The following is a 17,161-nucleotide window of genomic DNA, read 5'->3' as shown; positions in this document are numbered from 1 at the left end:
CCTTCGCCCCCCATTTTTCACGCTGCCGCACCGCCCCCCCTCCGATTTTTTTCAGTTGGGGGGTCTCACTCGAACGTCGTCATCTGCGGTCATTTCCGGACTTCTGAACCGTACCGTCCCGAGCCGCCCCGATCTGCGCCGAACTCCCGTCCAGCAAGGCTTCGCGGCCTTTGTAACCGGTAGTGCAACCCGTCGCGGAACACGCTAATCTCAGCGCGTTTCGTTGTCCCGTTGTCCCGCCGCGCGGCATCCCGTCGATGCCGCGCGGCCGTTTTATCCCCCGGAGCCGCCTTGAGTACGCCAGCCACCGACGACTGGGTCGCGCGCAGCCTGCGCGCGGTCTGGCATCCCTGCACCCAGATGAAGCACCACGAGCGCCTGCCGCTCATCCCCGTCGCGCGTGGCGCGGGCGTGTGGCTGTACGACCGTGACGGCCGCCGCTATTTCGACGCGATCAGCTCGTGGTGGGTCAACCTGTTCGGCCATGCGAACCCCGACATCAACGCGGCGCTGAAGGACCAGCTCGACACGCTCGAGCACGCGATGCTCGCCGGCTGCACGCACGAGCCCGCGATCGAGCTCGCGGAGCGGCTGCACGCGCTCACCGCGCGCACGCTCGGCCATGCGTTCTTCGCGTCGGACGGCGCGTCGGCCGTCGAGATCGCGCTGAAGATGAGCTTCCACGCGTGGCGCAACCGCGGCCGCGCGAACAAGCAGGAATTCGTCTGCGTAGCGAACAGCTATCACGGCGAAACGATCGGCGCGCTCGGCGTGACCGACGTCGCGCTGTTCAAGGACGCGTACGATCCGCTGATCCGCCATGCGCACGTCGTCGCGTCGCCCGACGCGCGCGGCGCGCTGCCGGGCGAAACGGCCGCCGACGTCGCGGGCCGCGCGCTCGCGGACGTGCGGCGCCTGTTCGTCGAACGCGGCGACCGGATCGCCGCGCTGATCGTCGAGCCGCTCGTGCAGTGCGCGGCCGGCATGGCGATGCACGATCCGTCGTACGTGCGCGGGCTGCGCGCGCTGTGCGACGAATTCGGCGTGCACCTGATCGCCGACGAGATCGCGGTCGGCTGCGGCCGCACCGGCACCTTCTTCGCATGCGAGCAGGCCGGCGTCTGGCCCGATTTCCTGTGCCTGTCGAAAGGCATCAGCGGCGGCTACCTGCCGCTGTCGCTCGTGCTCACGCGCGACGACGTGTTCGCCGCGTTCTACGACGACGACACGACGCGCGGCTTCCTGCACTCGCATTCGTACACGGGCAACCCGCTCGCGTGCCGCGCGGCGGTCGCGACGCTCGACCTCTTCGCACGCGACGACGTGCTCGCGGCGAACGCGCGCAAGTCGGCCACGCTGCGTGCCGCGCTCGCGCCGCTCGACGCACATCCGCAGGTACGCCACCTGCGCGAGCGCGGCACGCTGTTCGCGTTCGACGTCGCGCTCGACGGCGACGCGGCGCGCGGCTTCTCGCGACGCTTCTTCGAACGCGCGCTGGAACGCGAGCTGCTGCTGCGCCCGATCGGCACGACCGTGTACCTGATGCCGCCGTACGTGATGAGCGACGACGACATCGCGTGGCTCGCGCAACGCACGCGCGACACGCTCGACGCCACGCTCGCGGAGATCGCACGATGACGAACCCGCTGCTCGACGCGCTGCAACGCGACCTCGCCGATCTCGACGCCCAGGGGCTGCGCCGCGTGCGCCGCACCGCCGACACCGCGTGCGATGCGCGCATGACCGTCGACGGCCGCGAGATCGTTGGCTTCGCCAGCAACGACTATCTCGGCCTCGCCGCGCATCCGGCGCTCGTCGCCGCGTTCGCCGAAGGCGCGCAGCGCTACGGCGCCGGCAGCGGCGGCTCGCACCTGCTCGGCGGCCATTCGCGCGCGCACGCAACGCTCGAAGAGGAACTCGCGGCCTTCTCGGGCGGCTTCTCCGACGCGCCGCGCGCGCTGTACTTCAGCACCGGCTACATGGCGAACCTCGCCGCGATGACGGCGCTCACCGGCAAGCGCGCAACCCTCTTCTCCGACGCGCTGAACCACGCATCGCTGATCGACGGCATGCGGCTGTCGCGCGCGAACGTACAGGTCTATCCGCATGCGGACACGGCCGCGCTCGCCGCGCTGCTCGACGCATCGGATGCCGAAACGAAGCTGATCGTCAGCGACACCGTGTTCAGCATGGACGGCGACATCGCGCCGCTCGCCGAACTCGTCGCGCTGGCCGAGCGCCATGGCGCGTGGCTCGTCGTCGACGACGCACACGGCTTCGGCGTGCTCGGCCCGCAGGGCCGCGGCGCGCTCGCGGCCGCCGCGCTGCGTTCGCCGCATCTCGTGTACGTCGGCACGCTCGGCAAGGCCGCCGGCGTCGCGGGCGCATTCGTGATCGCGCACGAGACCGTGATCGAATGGATGATCCAGCGCGCGCGCAGCTACATCTTCACGACGGCCGCGCCGCCGGCCGTCGCGCACGCGGTATCGGCAAGCCTGAAGGTGATCGCGGGCGACGAAGGCGATGCGCGGCGCGCGCATCTCGCCGCACTGATCGAACGCACACGCGCGCTGCTGCGCAATACGCGCTGGGAGCCGGTCGATTCGCACACGGCCGTACAGCCGCTCGTGATCGGCAGCAACGACGCGACGCTCGCGGCGATGCGCGCGCTCGACGCGCACGGCCTGTGGGTGCCCGCGATCCGGCCGCCGACGGTGCCCGTCGGCACGTCGCGGCTGCGCGTGTCGCTGTCGGCCGCGCATTCGTTCGACGATCTCGCGCGGCTCGAAGCCGCGCTGGTCGAAGCCAGCGACGGGGCCGCAGCCTCCGCTCACGCAGCCCCGCGGGAGACGGAACCGCCCCCACGCTCACTTCGTGAGCTGCCCCCCGAGGGGGCTGCAGCCTCCCTTGGGGCGGCCCGGCGGGAGACTGCGGCATGACCGCCCCGCTCTCGCTTTTCGTCACGGGCACCGACACCGAAATCGGCAAGACCTTCGTGTCGGCCGCGATGCTGCACGGCTTCGCGCGGCACGGCCTGCGTGCAGCCGCGCTGAAACCCGTCGCGGCCGGCGCATATGAACGCGACGGCGTGTGGCGCAACGAGGACGCCGACCAGCTCGACGCGGCCGCGAACGTCGTGCTGCCGCCCGAGCTGCGCACGCCGTTCCTGCTGAAGGCGCCGGCCGCGCCGCATATCGTCGCCGCGCGGGAAGGCGTGACGCTCGACATCGACACGATCGTCGCGTGCCATCGCGAAGCGCTGACGCGCGCGGATATCGTCGTCGTCGAAGGCGCCGGCGGCTTCCGCGTGCCGATGAACGACACGCAGGACATGGCCGATCTCGCGGTCGCGCTCGGCGTGCCGGTCGTGCTCGTCGTCGGCGTGCGGCTCGGCTGCATCAGCCATGCGCTGCTCACCGCCGACGCGATTCGCCAACGCGGCCTCAAGCTCGCCGGCTGGGTCGCGAACCACGTCGACCCGGCGATGTCGTTCCCCGACGAGAACGTCGCGACGATGCGCGACTGGCTCGCCCGCGAGCACGGCGCGCCGCTGCTCGGCCGCATTCCGCACATGAGCCCGGCCGCCCCCGAATCCGCCGCGGCGATGCTCGACATCGCCGCGCTCGTCGATACGCTGCGCACCGCGCGGCATTGACCCGACAGAAACAGATCCCCGATCCCCCGATCCCTCATCCCCGACCAGGACAGGAAAACGATATGACCCAAGCCCAGACCGCCGCCACCGTGCAACCCGACGCGATTCCCGTGACCGCTCCGGCCTCGCAACGCTGGCGCGTCGCCGACGTCGTCGCGCTGTTCGAGCTGCCGTTCAACGATCTGATCTTCCGCGCGCAGCAGGTGCACCGCGAGCACTTCGACGCGAACGCGGTGCAGTTGTCGACGCTGCTGTCGATCAAGACGGGCGGCTGCGAGGAAGATTGCGGCTACTGCTCGCAGTCGTCGCACCACGACACGGGCCTGAAGGCCGAGAAGCTGATGGACGTCGACGCGGTGCTGGATGCCGCACGGGCGGCGAAGGCGAACGGCGCGAGCCGCTTCTGCATGGGCGCCGCATGGCGCAACCCGAAGGAGCGCCACATGCCGGCGCTGACCGAGATGGTGCGCGGCGTGAAGGAACTCGGCCTCGAGACCTGCATGACGCTCGGCATGCTGGAAGACGAACAGGCGCAGGAACTCGCGAATGCGGGCCTCGACTACTACAACCACAACCTCGACACGTCGCCGGAGTTCTACGGCCAGGTGATCTCGACGCGCACCTACCAGGATCGCCTCGACACGCTCGACCGCGTGCGCGACGCCGGCATCAACGTGTGCTGCGGCGGCATCATCGGGATGGGCGAATCGCGCCGCGAACGCGCGGGCCTGATCTCGCAGCTCGCGAACCTGAACCCGTATCCGGATTCGGTGCCGATCAACAACCTCGTCGCGATCGAAGGCACGCCGCTCGAAGGCACCGCGCCGCTCGACCCGTTCGAATTCGTGCGCACGATCGCGGTCGCGCGGATCACGATGCCGAAGGCCGTCGTGCGCCTGTCGGCCGGCCGCGAACAGCTCGACGACGGGCTGCAGGCGATGTGCTTCCTGGCCGGCGCGAACTCGATGTTCTACGGCGACCAGCTGCTGACGACGAGCAACCCGCAGTCGCAGAAGGATCGCGCGCTGTTCGAGCGCCTCGGCATCCGCGCGAGCGACGCGGACGCGATGTCGGCGAACGCGTAAGCGGAGCGGCCGTCGGGCCGGATCTGCAAACGGAAAAGCCGGGGCATGCCCCGGCTTTTCTGTATCCGGCCCCGTCGTTCAGGCCGCGCCGCCGAGCGCGCGCGGCTCCATGAACGTGTGCCGGAAATAATCGCGCACCGCGTGCATCGCGGGGCTCAACTCGATGTCCTTGCGCCACGCAAGACCGACGCTCATCGGCGGCACCGCATCGCGCAGCACGATCGTCTCGATGCGCCGCCCTTCGAGCGACCACGGCCGATACACCATGTCGGACAGGATCGCGACGCCGCTGCCGTTCGCGACCATGCTGCGAACCGCCTCGACCGACGACGTGCGCAGGATCACGTTCGGCCGGTACGGCGTCTCGTTCCAGTAACGCAGCGCCGTCTGCCCCGCCTCGTCGACCGTCAGCATCACGAACGGCTCGCGCGCGACTTCCGCGAACGTGACGCTCTCGTGCCTGAGCAGCGGATGATGCGCGCCGACCCACAGCCGCCGCACCGAGTGAATCACCGGCTCCAGCACGAGCGCCGGATTCGACACGTTCGACGTGAGCAGCACGGCCATGTCGTAGCGGCCCGCGATCAGCCCTTCCTCGATCGACTCGCGGTTCAGCTCGTGCAGGTGGATCGTCAGCCGCGGATACAGCGTGTTCAGGCGCAGCACGTGGTGCGGCAGGAAATAGCCGAGCACCGTGTAGCTCGCGGCGATCGCGAGCGTGCCGGTCAGCGTGCTTTCGAGGTTCGGAATCCGCATCGCCTCGTCGACCGACGACAGGATCGTGTACGCGTGATTCAGGAAGCGCCGCCCCGTGTCGGTGAGCGTCACACCCGACGGCGTGCGCAGGAACAGTTGCGTGCCGAGGCTGTCCTCCAGTTCCCTGATCGCGCTCGTCACGGCCGACTGCGAAATCGTGAGCTGGATCGCGGCCTGCGAGATCTGGCCGAGCTCGGCGGTCGCGACGAAATACTTGAGCTGTCTGAGAGTCAGGGCCATGGTCGATGAGAAAACAGATGGGCACGCGACAAACATCATAACAACCGCGCCACGCCCATGAACCCGACCTCGTGGAAACCCTGCCGCCCCAGCTCCGACGGCACCTGGCAGCCGTTTTCCACGGTATCGAAAAAATCGATACGGTCGCATATAAAAATAGAACTTTTTTGACGCACCCCACGCGGCTAACCTGCGTTCAACACGGTTTCGGCATGCGCCACGACGCACGCGAACCGGAGAACCTGGAGGAGCACATCGTATGAGGAAGCACAGCGTCGACCTGAACTCCGACATGGGAGAAGGCTTCGGCCCGTGGACGATCGGCGACGGCGTCGACGAGCAGATCATGCCGCTGATCAGCTCGGCAAACATCGCCACCGGTTTTCACGCCGGCGATCCGAACATCATGGCGCGCACGGTGCAGCTCGCGCGCGACGCCGGCGTCGGCATCGGCGCGCACCCGGGCTTTCGCGATCTCGTCGGCTTCGGCCGCCGCACGATCGCCGAAACGCCGCAGGCGCTCGTCAACGACATCCTGTACCAGCTCGGCGCACTGCGCGAGTTCGCGCGCCTGAACGGCGTCAGCCTGCAGCACGTGAAGCCGCACGGCGCGCTCTACATGCATGCGGCAGGCAACGAAGCGTTCTCGCGGATGCTGATCGAAACGCTGCAACGCGTCGATCCGGGCCTGTGGCTGTACTGCATGGAGGCATCGGTCACGTACCGCGTCGCCGTCGAGTACGGGCAGCCGGTCATCCGCGAGTTCTACGCGGATCGCGACTACGACCGCAGCGGCTCGATCGTGTTCACGCGCCGTGTCGGCCGGCTCGATCCGCGCCAGGTCGCCGACAAGGTGCTGCGTGCGTGCATCGACGGCAAGGTGCGGACGATCGACGGCGACGACATCGACATCGATTTCGATTCGGTCTGCATCCACAGCGACACGCCGGGCGCGCTCGACCTCGTGCGCGAAACGCGCCACGCGCTGATCCGCGAAGGCATCCGGACCGCCGGGCCGCAACCGCTCGCCGCCCATCACTGATTCAAGGAGACACACGATGGCATTGCACGATATCGTCAGCCCGCTGCCGGGCACCTTCTACCGGCGCCCGTCGCCCGATGCGGACTACTACGTCGCGGTCGACGCGACGGTCGCCGCCGGCGCGGTGGTCGGCCTCGTCGAGGTGATGAAGCAGTTCACCGAGATCGAAACCGATGCGGCAGGGCGCGTGGTCGAGCTGCTCGTCGAGGACGGCGAGCCGGTCGACGCGGGCCAGGTGCTGATGCGGATCGAGGGGTGATGCGATGAATCCGGCAACCTCCTCCAGCGCGTTCTACCGGCCGTCGCGCATCCGCACCGTGCTGGTCGCGAACCGCGGCGAGATCGCGGTGCGCGTGATCCGTGCCGCGCGCGAGCTCGGCATGCGCGCGGTCGCCGTGGTCAGCGACGCGGACCGCGACAGCCTCGCCGCGCGCATGGCCGACGAAGCCGTCCACATCGGCTCGTCGCACGCGGCGAAGAGTTACCTGAATCCCGCCGCGATCCTCGACGCCGCGCGGCAGTGCGGCGCGGACGCGATCCATCCCGGCTACGGCTTCCTGTCCGAAAATGCCGCCTTCGCCGCGCAGGTCGAGGCGGCCGGCCTGATCTTCGTCGGCCCGGACTCGCAGGTGATCGCCACGATGGGCGACAAGGCCCGCGCACGCGAAACCGCGCGGCGCGCCAACGTGCCGACCGTGCCCGGCAGCGACGGTGTCGTGCAGTCGCTCGACGAGGCGCGGGACGTCGCCGCGCGCATCGGCTATCCGATCATGATCAAGGCGGCCGCCGGCGGCGGCGGGCGCGGCATCCGCGTCGCGCATGACGCCGCGCAGCTCGACGACGAGCTGCCGCTCGCGCAGCGCGAGGCGCAGGCGGCGTTCGGCGACGGCGGCGTGTACCTCGAACGCTTCATCGCACGGGCGCGCCACATCGAGGTGCAGGTGCTCGGCGACGGCCGTCACGTCGTCCACCTGTTCGAGCGCGAATGCTCGCTGCAGCGGCGCCGCCAGAAAATCCTCGAGGAAGCGCCGTCGCCTTCGCTCACGCCCGCGCAGCGCGACGCGCTGTGCGCGTCGGCCACGCGGCTCGCGCAGGTGGTCGGCTATCGCAGCGCGGGCACGCTCGAATACCTGTTCGACGACGCGCGCGGCGAGTTCTACTTCATCGAGATGAACACACGCATCCAGGTCGAGCATCCGGTGACCGAGGCGATCACCGGCATCGATCTCGTGCGCGAGACGCTGCGCATCGCCGACGGCGAGCCGCTGCGCTTCGCGCAGCCGGACATCGCGATGCGCGGCGCGGCGCTCGAATGCCGGATCAACGCGGAAGATCCATTGCAGGACTTCCGCCCGAACCCCGGCCGGATCGACGCACTGGTGTGGCCGACCGGCCCCGGCGTGCGCGTCGATTCGCTGCTCTATCCGGGCTACGTCGTGCCGCCGTTCTACGATTCGCTGCTCGCGAAGCTGATCGTGCACGACGAGAGCCGTGCGGCCGCGCTGCAGCGCCTGGCCCGCGCGCTGGGCGAGCTGCACGTCGGCGGGCTGAAGACGACCGCGCCGCTGCACGTCGCGCTGCTCGCCGACGAAGACGTGCGCGCCGGGCGCTATCACACGAATTTCCTCGAAGCGTGGATGCCGCAATGGCGTGAGGCCGCAACAGCCGCCACGCAGCAACACGCAGCCGAACATGCAGACGCCGTGCGCGTCGGGGAGGCGATGTGACGACCCGTTACACCTTCGGCGGCGACGAATTCGTGTTCGTCGAAATCAGCGAATCGATGTCGCTCGACGCATTTTTCAAGGGCACGGCGATCACGCGCGAACTGCAGCGCCGCGCGGTGCCGGGCATCACCGAGATCTGTCCGGCGAATGCGTCCTACCAGGTACGCTACGACCCGGACGTGATCGAGCCCGATGCGCTCGTCGCGCTGTTGAAGACGATCGAGGCCGAAGTCGGCGACGCGCCACTCGAACTCGATACGCGCATCGTCGAGGTGCCGGTGCTGTACAACGACCCATGGACGCACGAGACGCTGATGCGGTTTCGCGAACGCCACCAGGATCCGTCGTCGACCGATCTCGAATACGCGGCGCGCATCAACGGCAAGCGCGACGTCGATGCCTTCATCGCCGCCCACTCGGGGTCGCCGTGGTTCGTGTCGATGGTCGGCTTCGTCGCGGGCCTGCCGTTCATGTACCAGATGGTCGAGCGCGAACGCCAGCTCGAAGTGCCGAAATACCTGCGGCCGCGCACCGACACGCCGAAGCTCACCGTGGGCCACGGCGGCTGTTTCGGCTGCATCTACTCGGTGCGCGGCGCGGGCGGCTACCAGATGTTCGGCGTGACGCCGGCGCCGATCTTCGACCCCGCGCAGCGGCTCGACTACCTGCGCGAGTTCATGGTGTTCTTCCGGCCCGGCGACATCGTGAAATTCCAGCCGATCGATCGCGCGACCTACGACGCCGCGGTGGCCGACGTCGAGGCCGGCACCTTTTCCCTGCGCGTGCGCCCGGTGAAATTCTCGCTCGACGCATTCCTGCGCGATCCCGATGCGTACAACCGCTCTCTCGTCGAGGTGCTGCATGCAAGCTGACGCGCACAACCTGATCGAGGTCGTGAAACCCGGCCTCGCGACGTCGGTCCAGGACATGGGCCGGCAAGGCTACTACCACGTCGGCATCCCGCCGTCGGGCTCGCTCGACCAGTACGCATCGCGCGCGGCGAATCTGCTGGTCGGCAATCCCGAAGAAGCCGCCGTACTCGAATGCACGCTGCTCGGCCCCGAGCTGCTGTTCCATACGGATGCGCTGATCGCCGTCACCGGCGCCGAGATGACGCCGAAGATCGACGGCATCGGCCAGCGCTGCAACGTCGCGCTGCGGATCGGCGCAGGCAGCGTGCTGTCGTTCAATTACGTGAAGGCGGGCGCTCGCGCGTATCTCGCCGTCGCGGGCGGTATCGACGTGCCGGTCGTGCTCGGCAGCCGCTCGACCTACGCGCTCGGCGCGATCGGCGGCCACGCGGGCCGGCGCCTGCAGAAAGGCGACCGGTTGCCGCTCGGCGCCCCCGTCGGCACACCCCGCGAAGGGCGCGAGCTGCCGGCGGCCGTGAGCCGGCCGCTCGACAACCAGGTCGAGCTGCGCGTCCTGACGGGCCTGTACCACTACCGGCTCACCGACGATTCGGCGCGCACCTTCTTCGACGACGAATGGACGGTCGCACCCGAAGCCGATCGCATCGGCTACCGCTACAAGAACGGCCGCGCGCTGCAGTTCCGGCCGCGCGAGCAGCCATTCGGCGCGGGCGCCGATCCGTCGAACATCGTCGACGCGTGCTACCCGATCGGCTCGATCCAGGTGCCGGCCGGGCTCGAGCCGATCATCCTGCACCGCGACGCGGTGTCGGGCGGCGGCTACGCGACGATCGGCACGGTCATCAGCGCCGACATGGACCTGATCGGCCAGATGCAGCCCAACCACCGCGCGCGGTTCGTGCGCGTGACGATGGCCGACGCGCTCGCCGCGCGCCGCGAGTACCAGCGGCGCCTCGCGCTGCTGCGTGCCGTGCTGCGGGACTGAGCACCGGGCGCCCGGTTCGCGTGCCGGGCGCCGTTCGTCGCCGCCCCCTTTTCGCTGTCCGTCTTCCGCCCGCCCGGCCGGGCGCCGCGCGGCGGGGACGCCTGCGCGCTGTTCCTGCCGAACCGGTTGCCCGCCCGACGTCGGGGCAACCCTGCGGATCGCCTGTGCCGCGGCCGAGACGTCGTTCGCAACTTCTGCGCATCAAGGAGCACGATCATGGCCAACCTGGCTCAGGCCCGTACCGACGAGGATCTCGACCTGTCGACGCTCGCCGTCCCCGACCACGCGCGCATGCCGCCCTTCTCGCTGACGATGGCGTGGTGGGCCGTGTGCAGCGCGGTGTTCTACATCGTCGTGGGCGCCACGCTCGCGCTCACCTACGGCGCGCGCAACGCGCTGATCGGGATGGCGCTGTCGGTCGTGTCGTACGGCCTCGTCAACACGATCATCAGCCGCTATGCGATCCGCACCGGACTCTCGGTCGCGCTGTTCTCGCGCGTGCTGTTCGGCAGCGCCGGCGCGGCGCTCGCGACACTGATCTTCTTCGCGACCGCGATCTACTACGCGGTGTTCGAGGGCTCGGTGATCGCGGTTGCCGCGCACCACCAGTTTCCGGCGCTCGACTACAAATGGGCCGCGCTGATCGTCGTCTGCTACAGCGTGCCGCTCGTGTTCGGCAGCGTGCAGCACTGGCTCGACAAGTTCAACGGCGTGCTGCTGCCGTTCTACCTGCTCGGGCTCCTCGCGGCGGTCGGGCTCGCGACGGCCGAATACGGCTACAACGCGGCGTGGCTCGATTTCGGGCCGGCCGGCAACGCGCCGGCCGGCGGCTGGTGGCACTGCTTCGTCTACTACATGGGCGTGTGGGTGCTGATGATGTTCACGTTCGACTACGCGCGCTTCGGCCGCAAGGAAGACGCGGGTTATCACGGCCGCTTCAACTTCGGGATGCCGTTTTACCTCGTCACGTTTCTCGTCAACGGCGCGGCCGGCATCTATCTCGTCAGCACGATTCCGGGGCTCGGTACGCTCTCCGAAGTATCGGTCGTGCTCGCGCTGCTGAAGCTGATGGGCGTGTGGGGATTGCTGTTCGTGTGGGTCACGCAATCCCGCATCAACACCGCGAACTACTACCTCGCGACCGTCAACATGCAGGCGTTCTTCCTGAAGGTGGCCGGCGTGCGTGCGCCGAAGTTCGTGTGGGCACTCGTGGTCGGTGCGGTCGTCTATGCGCTGATGATGGCGGACATCTTCTCGCGAATCCTGCAGGCGCTCGCGTACCAGGGCATCTTCGTCGTCGCGTGGGTCGGCGTCGCGCTCGCGCACATCCTGTCCGGCCGGTACGGGCAACTCGTCGGCGACGACGTCGAATGCCGCGACGCCCATGTGCCGACCTTCAATCCGGGCGGGCTGACCGCATGGTTCGCCGGCGCGTTCACGGGACTCGCGCTGAACCAGGCGACGGGGTTCGCCGCGTCGCTGTCGGCGCCCGCGACGTTCGTCGTGTCGTGGGTCGTCTATCGCGCGCTGCTGGGCACCGCGAAACGTACCTGGTTCGTGCGCAATACGTGACGGGGTACGCGTGCCGCGCGATCGTCTGCCGCGCGCTGGCGTGATTCGCCGCGCCGTGGCCGCCGCAGGCCACCGCGCGCGTCACACGTGCGACGCGGCTCCGTCGATGGTCGCGCGCACCTTCGCGACGAGCAGTTCGTCGACCGGTGCCAGCACCTCGCCGCGCGGCCGCACGCCCGAGCCGAAATGCACCGCGCGCACGCCGGTCGCGCGGACGAAATCGCCGACCGCATCGACCGTGAGCCCCGAGCCGGCCAGCACCGTGCAGGTCGAGCCTGCCGTCTGCCGCACCAGCCGCGTGATCGTCGCGACCGCGTCGAGCACCGACGGATGGCCGCCCGACGTCAGCACCGACGTGACGGCAGGCACGCGCAGCAGCGCGTCGAACGCGGCGTTGAGATCGCGCGACACGTCGAACGCGCGGTGGAACGTCAGCGCGCGGCCGTCCGCCGCGGCCGCGATGCGGGCCAGCGCGCCCAGATCGACGTCGCCGCGCGCGTCGAGCGCGCCGAACACGACGCCGTTCGCACCGGCCGCGACGGCCGCGCGCACGTCGCGCTCGATCACGCGCAGGTCGTCGGCGTCGTAGACGAACGACCGGCTGTGCGGCCGCACGATCACGTTGACGGGAATCGGCACGGCGGCCACGACGGCTTCGACCAGGCCGACGCTCGGCGTCAACCCGCCTTCGGTGATCGCGGTCACGAGTTCGAGGCGGTCGGCGCCCGCGCGGGCGGCGGCCTTCGCGTCGCCGACGGTCGTGGCGATCACTTCGAGGAGGATGGAAGAAGCGGCGTTTCGGCTCATGGGCGGCCCGCGAATCGTCAGGACAATTCGCGCATCCTAGCCGAGCCGCGCGACGGGCGCCAGCGTGACGGGCGCCCCGCCGTCAGCGGCGCCCGGTCAGTCCCGTCGCGAGTCCCGCCGTCAGCCGCGCCGCGCGAGCCACACACCGACGAGCGCGGACAGGCCGGTCGCCACGGCGCCGGGCGCGAACCGGAACATCCGCGCGTTCACGTCGACGCCCTGCTGCTGCATCACGTCGACGATCCCCGGCGCCAGCAGGAGCGTCACCCAGCCGATCATCCCGAACGCGGTGGTCGCGGACGCGACGATCAGTGCGATGCCCGCGCCACGCGCGCGCGGCCGGAACGCGCCGGCGAACGCGCCAACGGCCAGGAACACGGCCGACAGCACGAACAACACGGCGACGAACACGAGCATCGCCCGCGTATGGCCGAGCTTCATGAACGCCATCATCTGCGCGGTGATCACGCACATGCCCGCGATCGCGAACAGCACGATCGCGAGCGCGTTGCGCACGACGCTCATGCGCTCGCCTGACGGAAATACGCGGTCGCGGGGCGCCGGAACAGCAGGTAGACGAACAGGGCGAACAGCAGGAAGCCGGGGATCAGCACCGCGAACATCGACGCCGGCATGTTGACGAACGAGAACGCGAAACCGAACACGGCCGTCACGATGTAAGCCTTGCGCGACCATTCGCGGCCCTTGAGGATCGCGATGCCGATCACGACGTTCACGGCTTCGATGAGCACGCTGATGCCAAGCGTCGCCCAGACGGGCAGCAGGTAGTGCGACAGCAGCGCCTGGGTGGTCGGCATGCCGATCGTGAATGGCGTATAGATGCACGTGATCGCGTTGGTCACGATGATGATCCACGCGAGAATGGTCAGCGAAATCGGTCTTTTCATTGTGTTTTCCTTGTTATTCGCCGCCATGGTGGCCCCCGGGACGGCGCGCCCGCGGTCACGATGGCCGCGGTCGCGCCATTGTCGGGGAAGCGCGGGGCGAGCGCAACGGGCCGCCCGCACTGGCCCGGGTCACCCTGCGCGCCGCCTGCGATACGCGCGTCGCTAGCCGGCGTCCGCTTCGTCGTCGATCCAGTCGATATCGCCGCACAGCACGCGCTGCGTATCGCCGACGCGCACGGCCACCGACAGCGTCACGCACGGCTGCGCCTCGTTGATCGACAGGTACGGCCGCGTGACCTGCACCCGCCCCGGCTCGGCGATTGCCGAGCGGAAATACGGCCGGCGCAGCCAGTTCGCGCCCTGTGCGTCCGCCAGCGGCGAAAAGCGTGCCTCGGCGAGCGCGCGGTCGGCGCGCAGCACGACGTTGCGGCCCGACTGGCGGCCGTGCGCGTCGAGCAGGAAGCAGCGCGCGGCCGCGTCGAGCGCGAGGAAGTTCCAGCACACCTCGTCGAGCGGCTCGCCGGCCGCGAGGCGCTCGGCCGCGCGTTCGAACGCGCGCAGGTACGGCGCGAGCCGCTGCGCATCGCGCCGCTCGCGCGCCTCGGTCTGCTGGCGAAAACGCTCGGTCAGCTCGCCGATGCAGCCCGTCGCGGCCGCGCTGTCGGGCAGCCCCGGCGCCGGCCGGCCGAAGTAGTAGCCCTGCACGAAATCGGCCTCGCACGACAGCGCGATCTGCGCCTCGTGCTCGGTCTCGATCCCCTCGACGAGCACCAGCTTGCCGGCCTCGTGCAGCAGCGTCACGAGCCCGTGCAGGATCGCGGTGAGCCCGGTGCGGTGCGCCGCGTGCGACAGCATGATCCGGTCGAGCTTCACGATGTCCGGGTTCAGTTGCCAGATCCGCTCGAGATTCGAGTGGCCCGCGCCGAAATCGTCGAGCGCGATCAGGAAACCGTGCGTGCGGAATTCGCGCACGGCCTCGGCCAGCCGCTCGACGTCCTCCGCGCGCTGTTCGAGCACTTCGAGCACGATGCGCCGCGGCGGCATGCCGAGCCGCTTCAGGTTCGCGAGCAGCGCGGCCGCCTGGAACGGGTCGGTGAGCACCCCCGGATGCACGTTGAGGAACAGCCACTCGCGCTCGGCGCCGAGCAGCGCGAAGTTCTCGAGATGCAGCGCCTGCGCGAGCCGGTCGAGCTGCAGCAGTTCGCCCTGGCGCGCGGCTTCGCCGAACACGTCGAGCGGCGACACCGCGCGGTCGAGCGCATCGTGCGCGCGCAGCAGCGCCTCGTAGCCCACCGCACGCTGGTGCGACAGGCTGAAAATCGGCTGGAACACGGTCGTGAGCGTCAGGTCGCGGTGCTGCGTCGCCAGACGTTCGAGGCCGGAACTCACCTCCCGCTCGAACCGGTACGGCGACGCAGCGGCCGGACGCTCCTGTTGCACGATCGTCATGCCTTCCTCCTGGTAATGCCTTCGAACGCGGCGCCCGGCAAGGCGAACGGCGCGTGCAATGTCATGGTTGGACCCTCGGTTGCCCGGTCGACGCCGGACGGTTGACCAGCATCAAGCAAGCTCCGTGCAAGGCGCGTAGAACCCATGCGCCGCGCGGGCTCACCGGGCCGCCGCACCACCGTGGCACACGCGCGACGCACCAGTTTCGTGCGCACGCACCGGCCGCTCGAACGCACCGGTCACGCTGTCACGCTACACTCCGTACGATCGTTTCATTCCCCGTATTCGCCGTATCGATGGAAATCGTCTTCACCGTCCTGATCCTGCTGCTGACCGTCGCGCTGTCCGGCGCCGTCACGCGCATCCTGCCGTTCCAGCTGCCGTTGCCGCTGATGCAGATCGCCTTCGGCGCGATGCTCGCGTGGCCGAAGCTGAACCTGCACGTCACGTTCGATCCCGAAATCTTCATGCTGCTGTTCATTCCGCCGCTGCTGTTCGCGGACGGCTGGCGGATTCCGAAGCGCGAGCTGTACCTGCAGCGCCGCGCGATCCTGATGCTCGCATTCGGGCTCGTGTTCATGACGGTACTCGCAGTGGGCTATTTCGCGCACTGGCTGATACCCGAGTTGCCGCTGCCGATCGCGTTTGCACTCGCGGCCGTGCTGTCGCCCACCGACGCGGTCGCGCTGTCGGGCATCGCAGGAAAGGGCCGGATTCCGCCGCAGCTGATGCACATCCTCGAAGGCGAGGCGCTGATGAACGACGCGTCGGGCCTCGTCGCGCTGAAATTCGCGATCGCGGCCGCGCTGACGGGCATGTTCTCGCTGCGCGACGCGTCGGTCACGTTCGTGATCGTCGCGGCCGGCGGCCTTGCGACGGGCGCGATCGTGTCGTGGGTGTTCAGCGCGCTGTCGACGCGCTTCCTGAACGCCGAGCAGGAAGGCGATCCGGCCCCCGGCATCGTGATGACGCTGCTCGTGCCGTTCGCGGCCTACCTGTTCGCCGAGCACCTCGAGCTGTCGGGCGTGCTGGCTGCCGTGTCGGCCGGGATGATGATGAATTACACGAGCTTCTCGCGCAGAAGCACCGTCGCTTCGCGCGTGCGCGCCGAAAGCACGTGGGCGATGATCGAGTTCGTGTTCAACGGCATGGTGTTCATCATGCTCGGGCTGCAGCTGCCGCACATCATCGGCCGCACGCTCGTCGACGCGCACCACACGAGCGACGCGCTCGTCGGCCGGATGATCTTCAACGTCTGCGCGATGATGCTCGCGCTGTATGCGATCCGCTTCCTGTGGGTCTGGCTGCTGCGCTGGTTCGCGAGCCGTCGCGCCGCACGGCAGGGCCTCGCCGGCACGATGGCCGGCATCCGCACGATCGCGGTGATGACGGTCGGCGGCGTGCGCGGCGCGGTCACGCTCGCCGGCGTGCTGTCGATTCCGGTCGCGCTGTCCGACGGCGTGCCGCTGCCGGGCCGCGACACCGCGATCTTCGTCGCGTCGGCGGTGATCCTCGGCTCGCTCGTCGTCGCGGTGATCGGCCTGCCGCTGCTGCTGCGCGGCGTGCGTTCGTCGCGCAGCCCGCTCGGCGACGAGGAACGCGCCGCGCGCGCGGCCGCCGCGCAGGCCGCGATCCGCGCGATCGACTCGTCGCACGACGCGATCTCGGCCGATCTCGACGAATCGGGCGCCGCGCGTTGCGCGGATATCTCCGCTCGCGTGATGGACCAGTACCGCCGCCGCCTCGCGACGCTCGCCGAGGACGGCCCCACGCCGCGCGCCGAAGCGAAGCAGGCCGAAACGATGGAATTGCAGATGCGGATCGCGGCCGTGCGCGCGGAACGCACCGCGCTGTACCGGCTGCGCAGCGACAGCAAGATTTCCGACGAGACGCTGACGAAACTGCTGCGCGAGATCGACCTGTCGGAAACCGCGCTGTCGACGCGCAAGAAAGGCATTCTCTGACGGACGGCCGCCGCTGCCGGTGCGCAGCCGCCACTCATGAAAAAAACGGCGACGCACCCGCGTCGCCGTTTTCACATCCGCCCACCTCCGCCCGGGCGC

Annotated in this window: 16 protein-coding genes; 11 read left to right on the top strand and 5 right to left on the bottom strand. The window is 69.3% G+C overall.

What is annotated here, in order from left to right:
- Window positions 1-291: 291 nt before the first annotated feature.
- The 4 genes from bioA (at window position 292) to bioB (ending at window position 4,740) form a co-directional block, all read left to right on the top strand.
- Window positions 292-1,638: an adenosylmethionine--8-amino-7-oxononanoate transaminase gene (gene bioA, locus DPV79_RS38255; protein ID WP_059492011.1), complete on the top strand. Its 1,347-nt coding sequence runs from the start codon at window positions 292-294 to the stop codon at window positions 1,636-1,638.
- Window positions 1,635-2,939: an 8-amino-7-oxononanoate synthase gene (gene bioF / locus DPV79_RS38250; RefSeq protein WP_113047842.1), complete on the top strand. Its 1,305-nt coding sequence runs from the start codon at window positions 1,635-1,637 to the stop codon at window positions 2,937-2,939. The genes bioA and bioF overlap by 4 nt, the downstream gene beginning before the upstream one ends.
- Entirely contained in the window at window positions 2,936-3,655 is a 720-nt protein-coding gene (bioD, locus tag DPV79_RS38245; RefSeq protein WP_111938925.1) for a dethiobiotin synthase, read from the top strand. Before bioF ends, bioD begins: the two co-directional genes overlap by 4 nt.
- Window positions 3,656-3,717: 62 nt before the next feature.
- Window positions 3,718-4,740, top strand: coding sequence for a biotin synthase BioB (gene bioB / locus DPV79_RS38240; protein ID WP_113047841.1), 1,023 nt, complete (start codon window positions 3,718-3,720; stop codon window positions 4,738-4,740).
- Window positions 4,741-4,818: 78 nt separating this feature from the next.
- Here bioB and DPV79_RS38235 read toward each other — a convergent pair whose 3' ends face one another.
- On the bottom strand, window positions 4,819-5,736 hold the full coding sequence (locus DPV79_RS38235; protein ID WP_048026260.1) for a LysR family transcriptional regulator: 918 nt from the start codon (window positions 5,734-5,736) through the stop codon (window positions 4,819-4,821).
- A 259-nt stretch (window positions 5,737-5,995) separates the two neighbouring features.
- Here DPV79_RS38235 and DPV79_RS38230 point away from each other — a divergent pair, with 259 nt between their 5' ends.
- The 6 genes from DPV79_RS38230 (at window position 5,996) to DPV79_RS38205 (ending at window position 11,934) form a co-directional block, all read left to right on the top strand.
- Window positions 5,996-6,778: a 5-oxoprolinase subunit PxpA gene (locus DPV79_RS38230; RefSeq protein WP_059651137.1), complete on the top strand. Its 783-nt coding sequence runs from the start codon at window positions 5,996-5,998 to the stop codon at window positions 6,776-6,778.
- Window positions 6,779-6,794: 16 nt separating this feature from the next.
- Entirely contained in the window at window positions 6,795-7,037 is a 243-nt protein-coding gene (locus DPV79_RS38225; protein WP_021157410.1) for an acetyl-CoA carboxylase, read from the top strand.
- 4 nt (window positions 7,038-7,041) lie between these two features.
- Window positions 7,042-8,505 (top strand): acetyl-CoA carboxylase biotin carboxylase subunit, encoded by a 1,464-nt coding sequence (locus DPV79_RS38220; protein ID WP_113047840.1) that lies wholly within the window; start codon window positions 7,042-7,044, stop codon window positions 8,503-8,505.
- Window positions 8,502-9,377, top strand: coding sequence for a 5-oxoprolinase subunit B family protein (locus tag DPV79_RS38215; protein ID WP_059586330.1), 876 nt, complete (start codon window positions 8,502-8,504; stop codon window positions 9,375-9,377). The genes DPV79_RS38220 and DPV79_RS38215 overlap by 4 nt, the downstream gene beginning before the upstream one ends.
- Window positions 9,367-10,362, top strand: a complete 996-nt coding sequence (locus tag DPV79_RS38210) for a 5-oxoprolinase subunit C family protein (RefSeq protein WP_021157413.1) — start codon at window positions 9,367-9,369, stop codon at window positions 10,360-10,362. The genes DPV79_RS38215 and DPV79_RS38210 overlap by 11 nt, the downstream gene beginning before the upstream one ends.
- A gap of 216 nt (window positions 10,363-10,578) precedes the next feature.
- A complete protein-coding gene (locus DPV79_RS38205; protein WP_111938928.1) occupies window positions 10,579-11,934 on the top strand; it encodes a purine-cytosine permease family protein in 1,356 nt (451 codons plus the stop codon).
- An 81-nt stretch (window positions 11,935-12,015) separates the two neighbouring features.
- On the opposite strand, the gene DPV79_RS38200 is transcribed toward DPV79_RS38205, so the two are convergent.
- The 4 genes from DPV79_RS38200 to DPV79_RS38185 all read right to left on the bottom strand — a co-directional run bounded on the left by DPV79_RS38200 (window position 12,016) and on the right by DPV79_RS38185 (window position 15,098).
- Window positions 12,016-12,741: a copper homeostasis protein CutC gene (locus tag DPV79_RS38200; RefSeq protein WP_059490457.1), complete on the bottom strand. Its 726-nt coding sequence runs from the start codon at window positions 12,739-12,741 to the stop codon at window positions 12,016-12,018.
- Between the two features lie 120 nt (window positions 12,742-12,861).
- A complete protein-coding gene (locus DPV79_RS38195) occupies window positions 12,862-13,266 on the bottom strand; it encodes a hypothetical protein (protein WP_060219892.1) in 405 nt (134 codons plus the stop codon).
- A complete protein-coding gene (locus DPV79_RS38190) occupies window positions 13,263-13,649 on the bottom strand; it encodes a hypothetical protein (RefSeq protein ID WP_027788988.1) in 387 nt (128 codons plus the stop codon). Before DPV79_RS38190 ends, DPV79_RS38195 begins: the two co-directional genes overlap by 4 nt.
- 162 nt (window positions 13,650-13,811) lie before the next feature.
- On the bottom strand, window positions 13,812-15,098 hold the full coding sequence (locus DPV79_RS38185) for a sensor domain-containing phosphodiesterase (protein WP_042973380.1): 1,287 nt from the start codon (window positions 15,096-15,098) through the stop codon (window positions 13,812-13,814).
- 296 nt (window positions 15,099-15,394) lie between these two features.
- Here DPV79_RS38185 and DPV79_RS38180 point away from each other — a divergent pair, with 296 nt between their 5' ends.
- Window positions 15,395-17,062, top strand: a complete 1,668-nt coding sequence (locus DPV79_RS38180; protein ID WP_113047839.1) for a Na+/H+ antiporter — start codon at window positions 15,395-15,397, stop codon at window positions 17,060-17,062.
- Window positions 17,063-17,161 lie beyond the last annotated feature (99 nt).

The organism is Burkholderia reimsis (assembly GCF_003294055.1).
Lineage (GTDB): Bacteria > Pseudomonadota > Gammaproteobacteria > Burkholderiales > Burkholderiaceae > Burkholderia > Burkholderia cepacia.
This window is presented reverse-complemented; position numbering and strand designations above follow the sequence as displayed.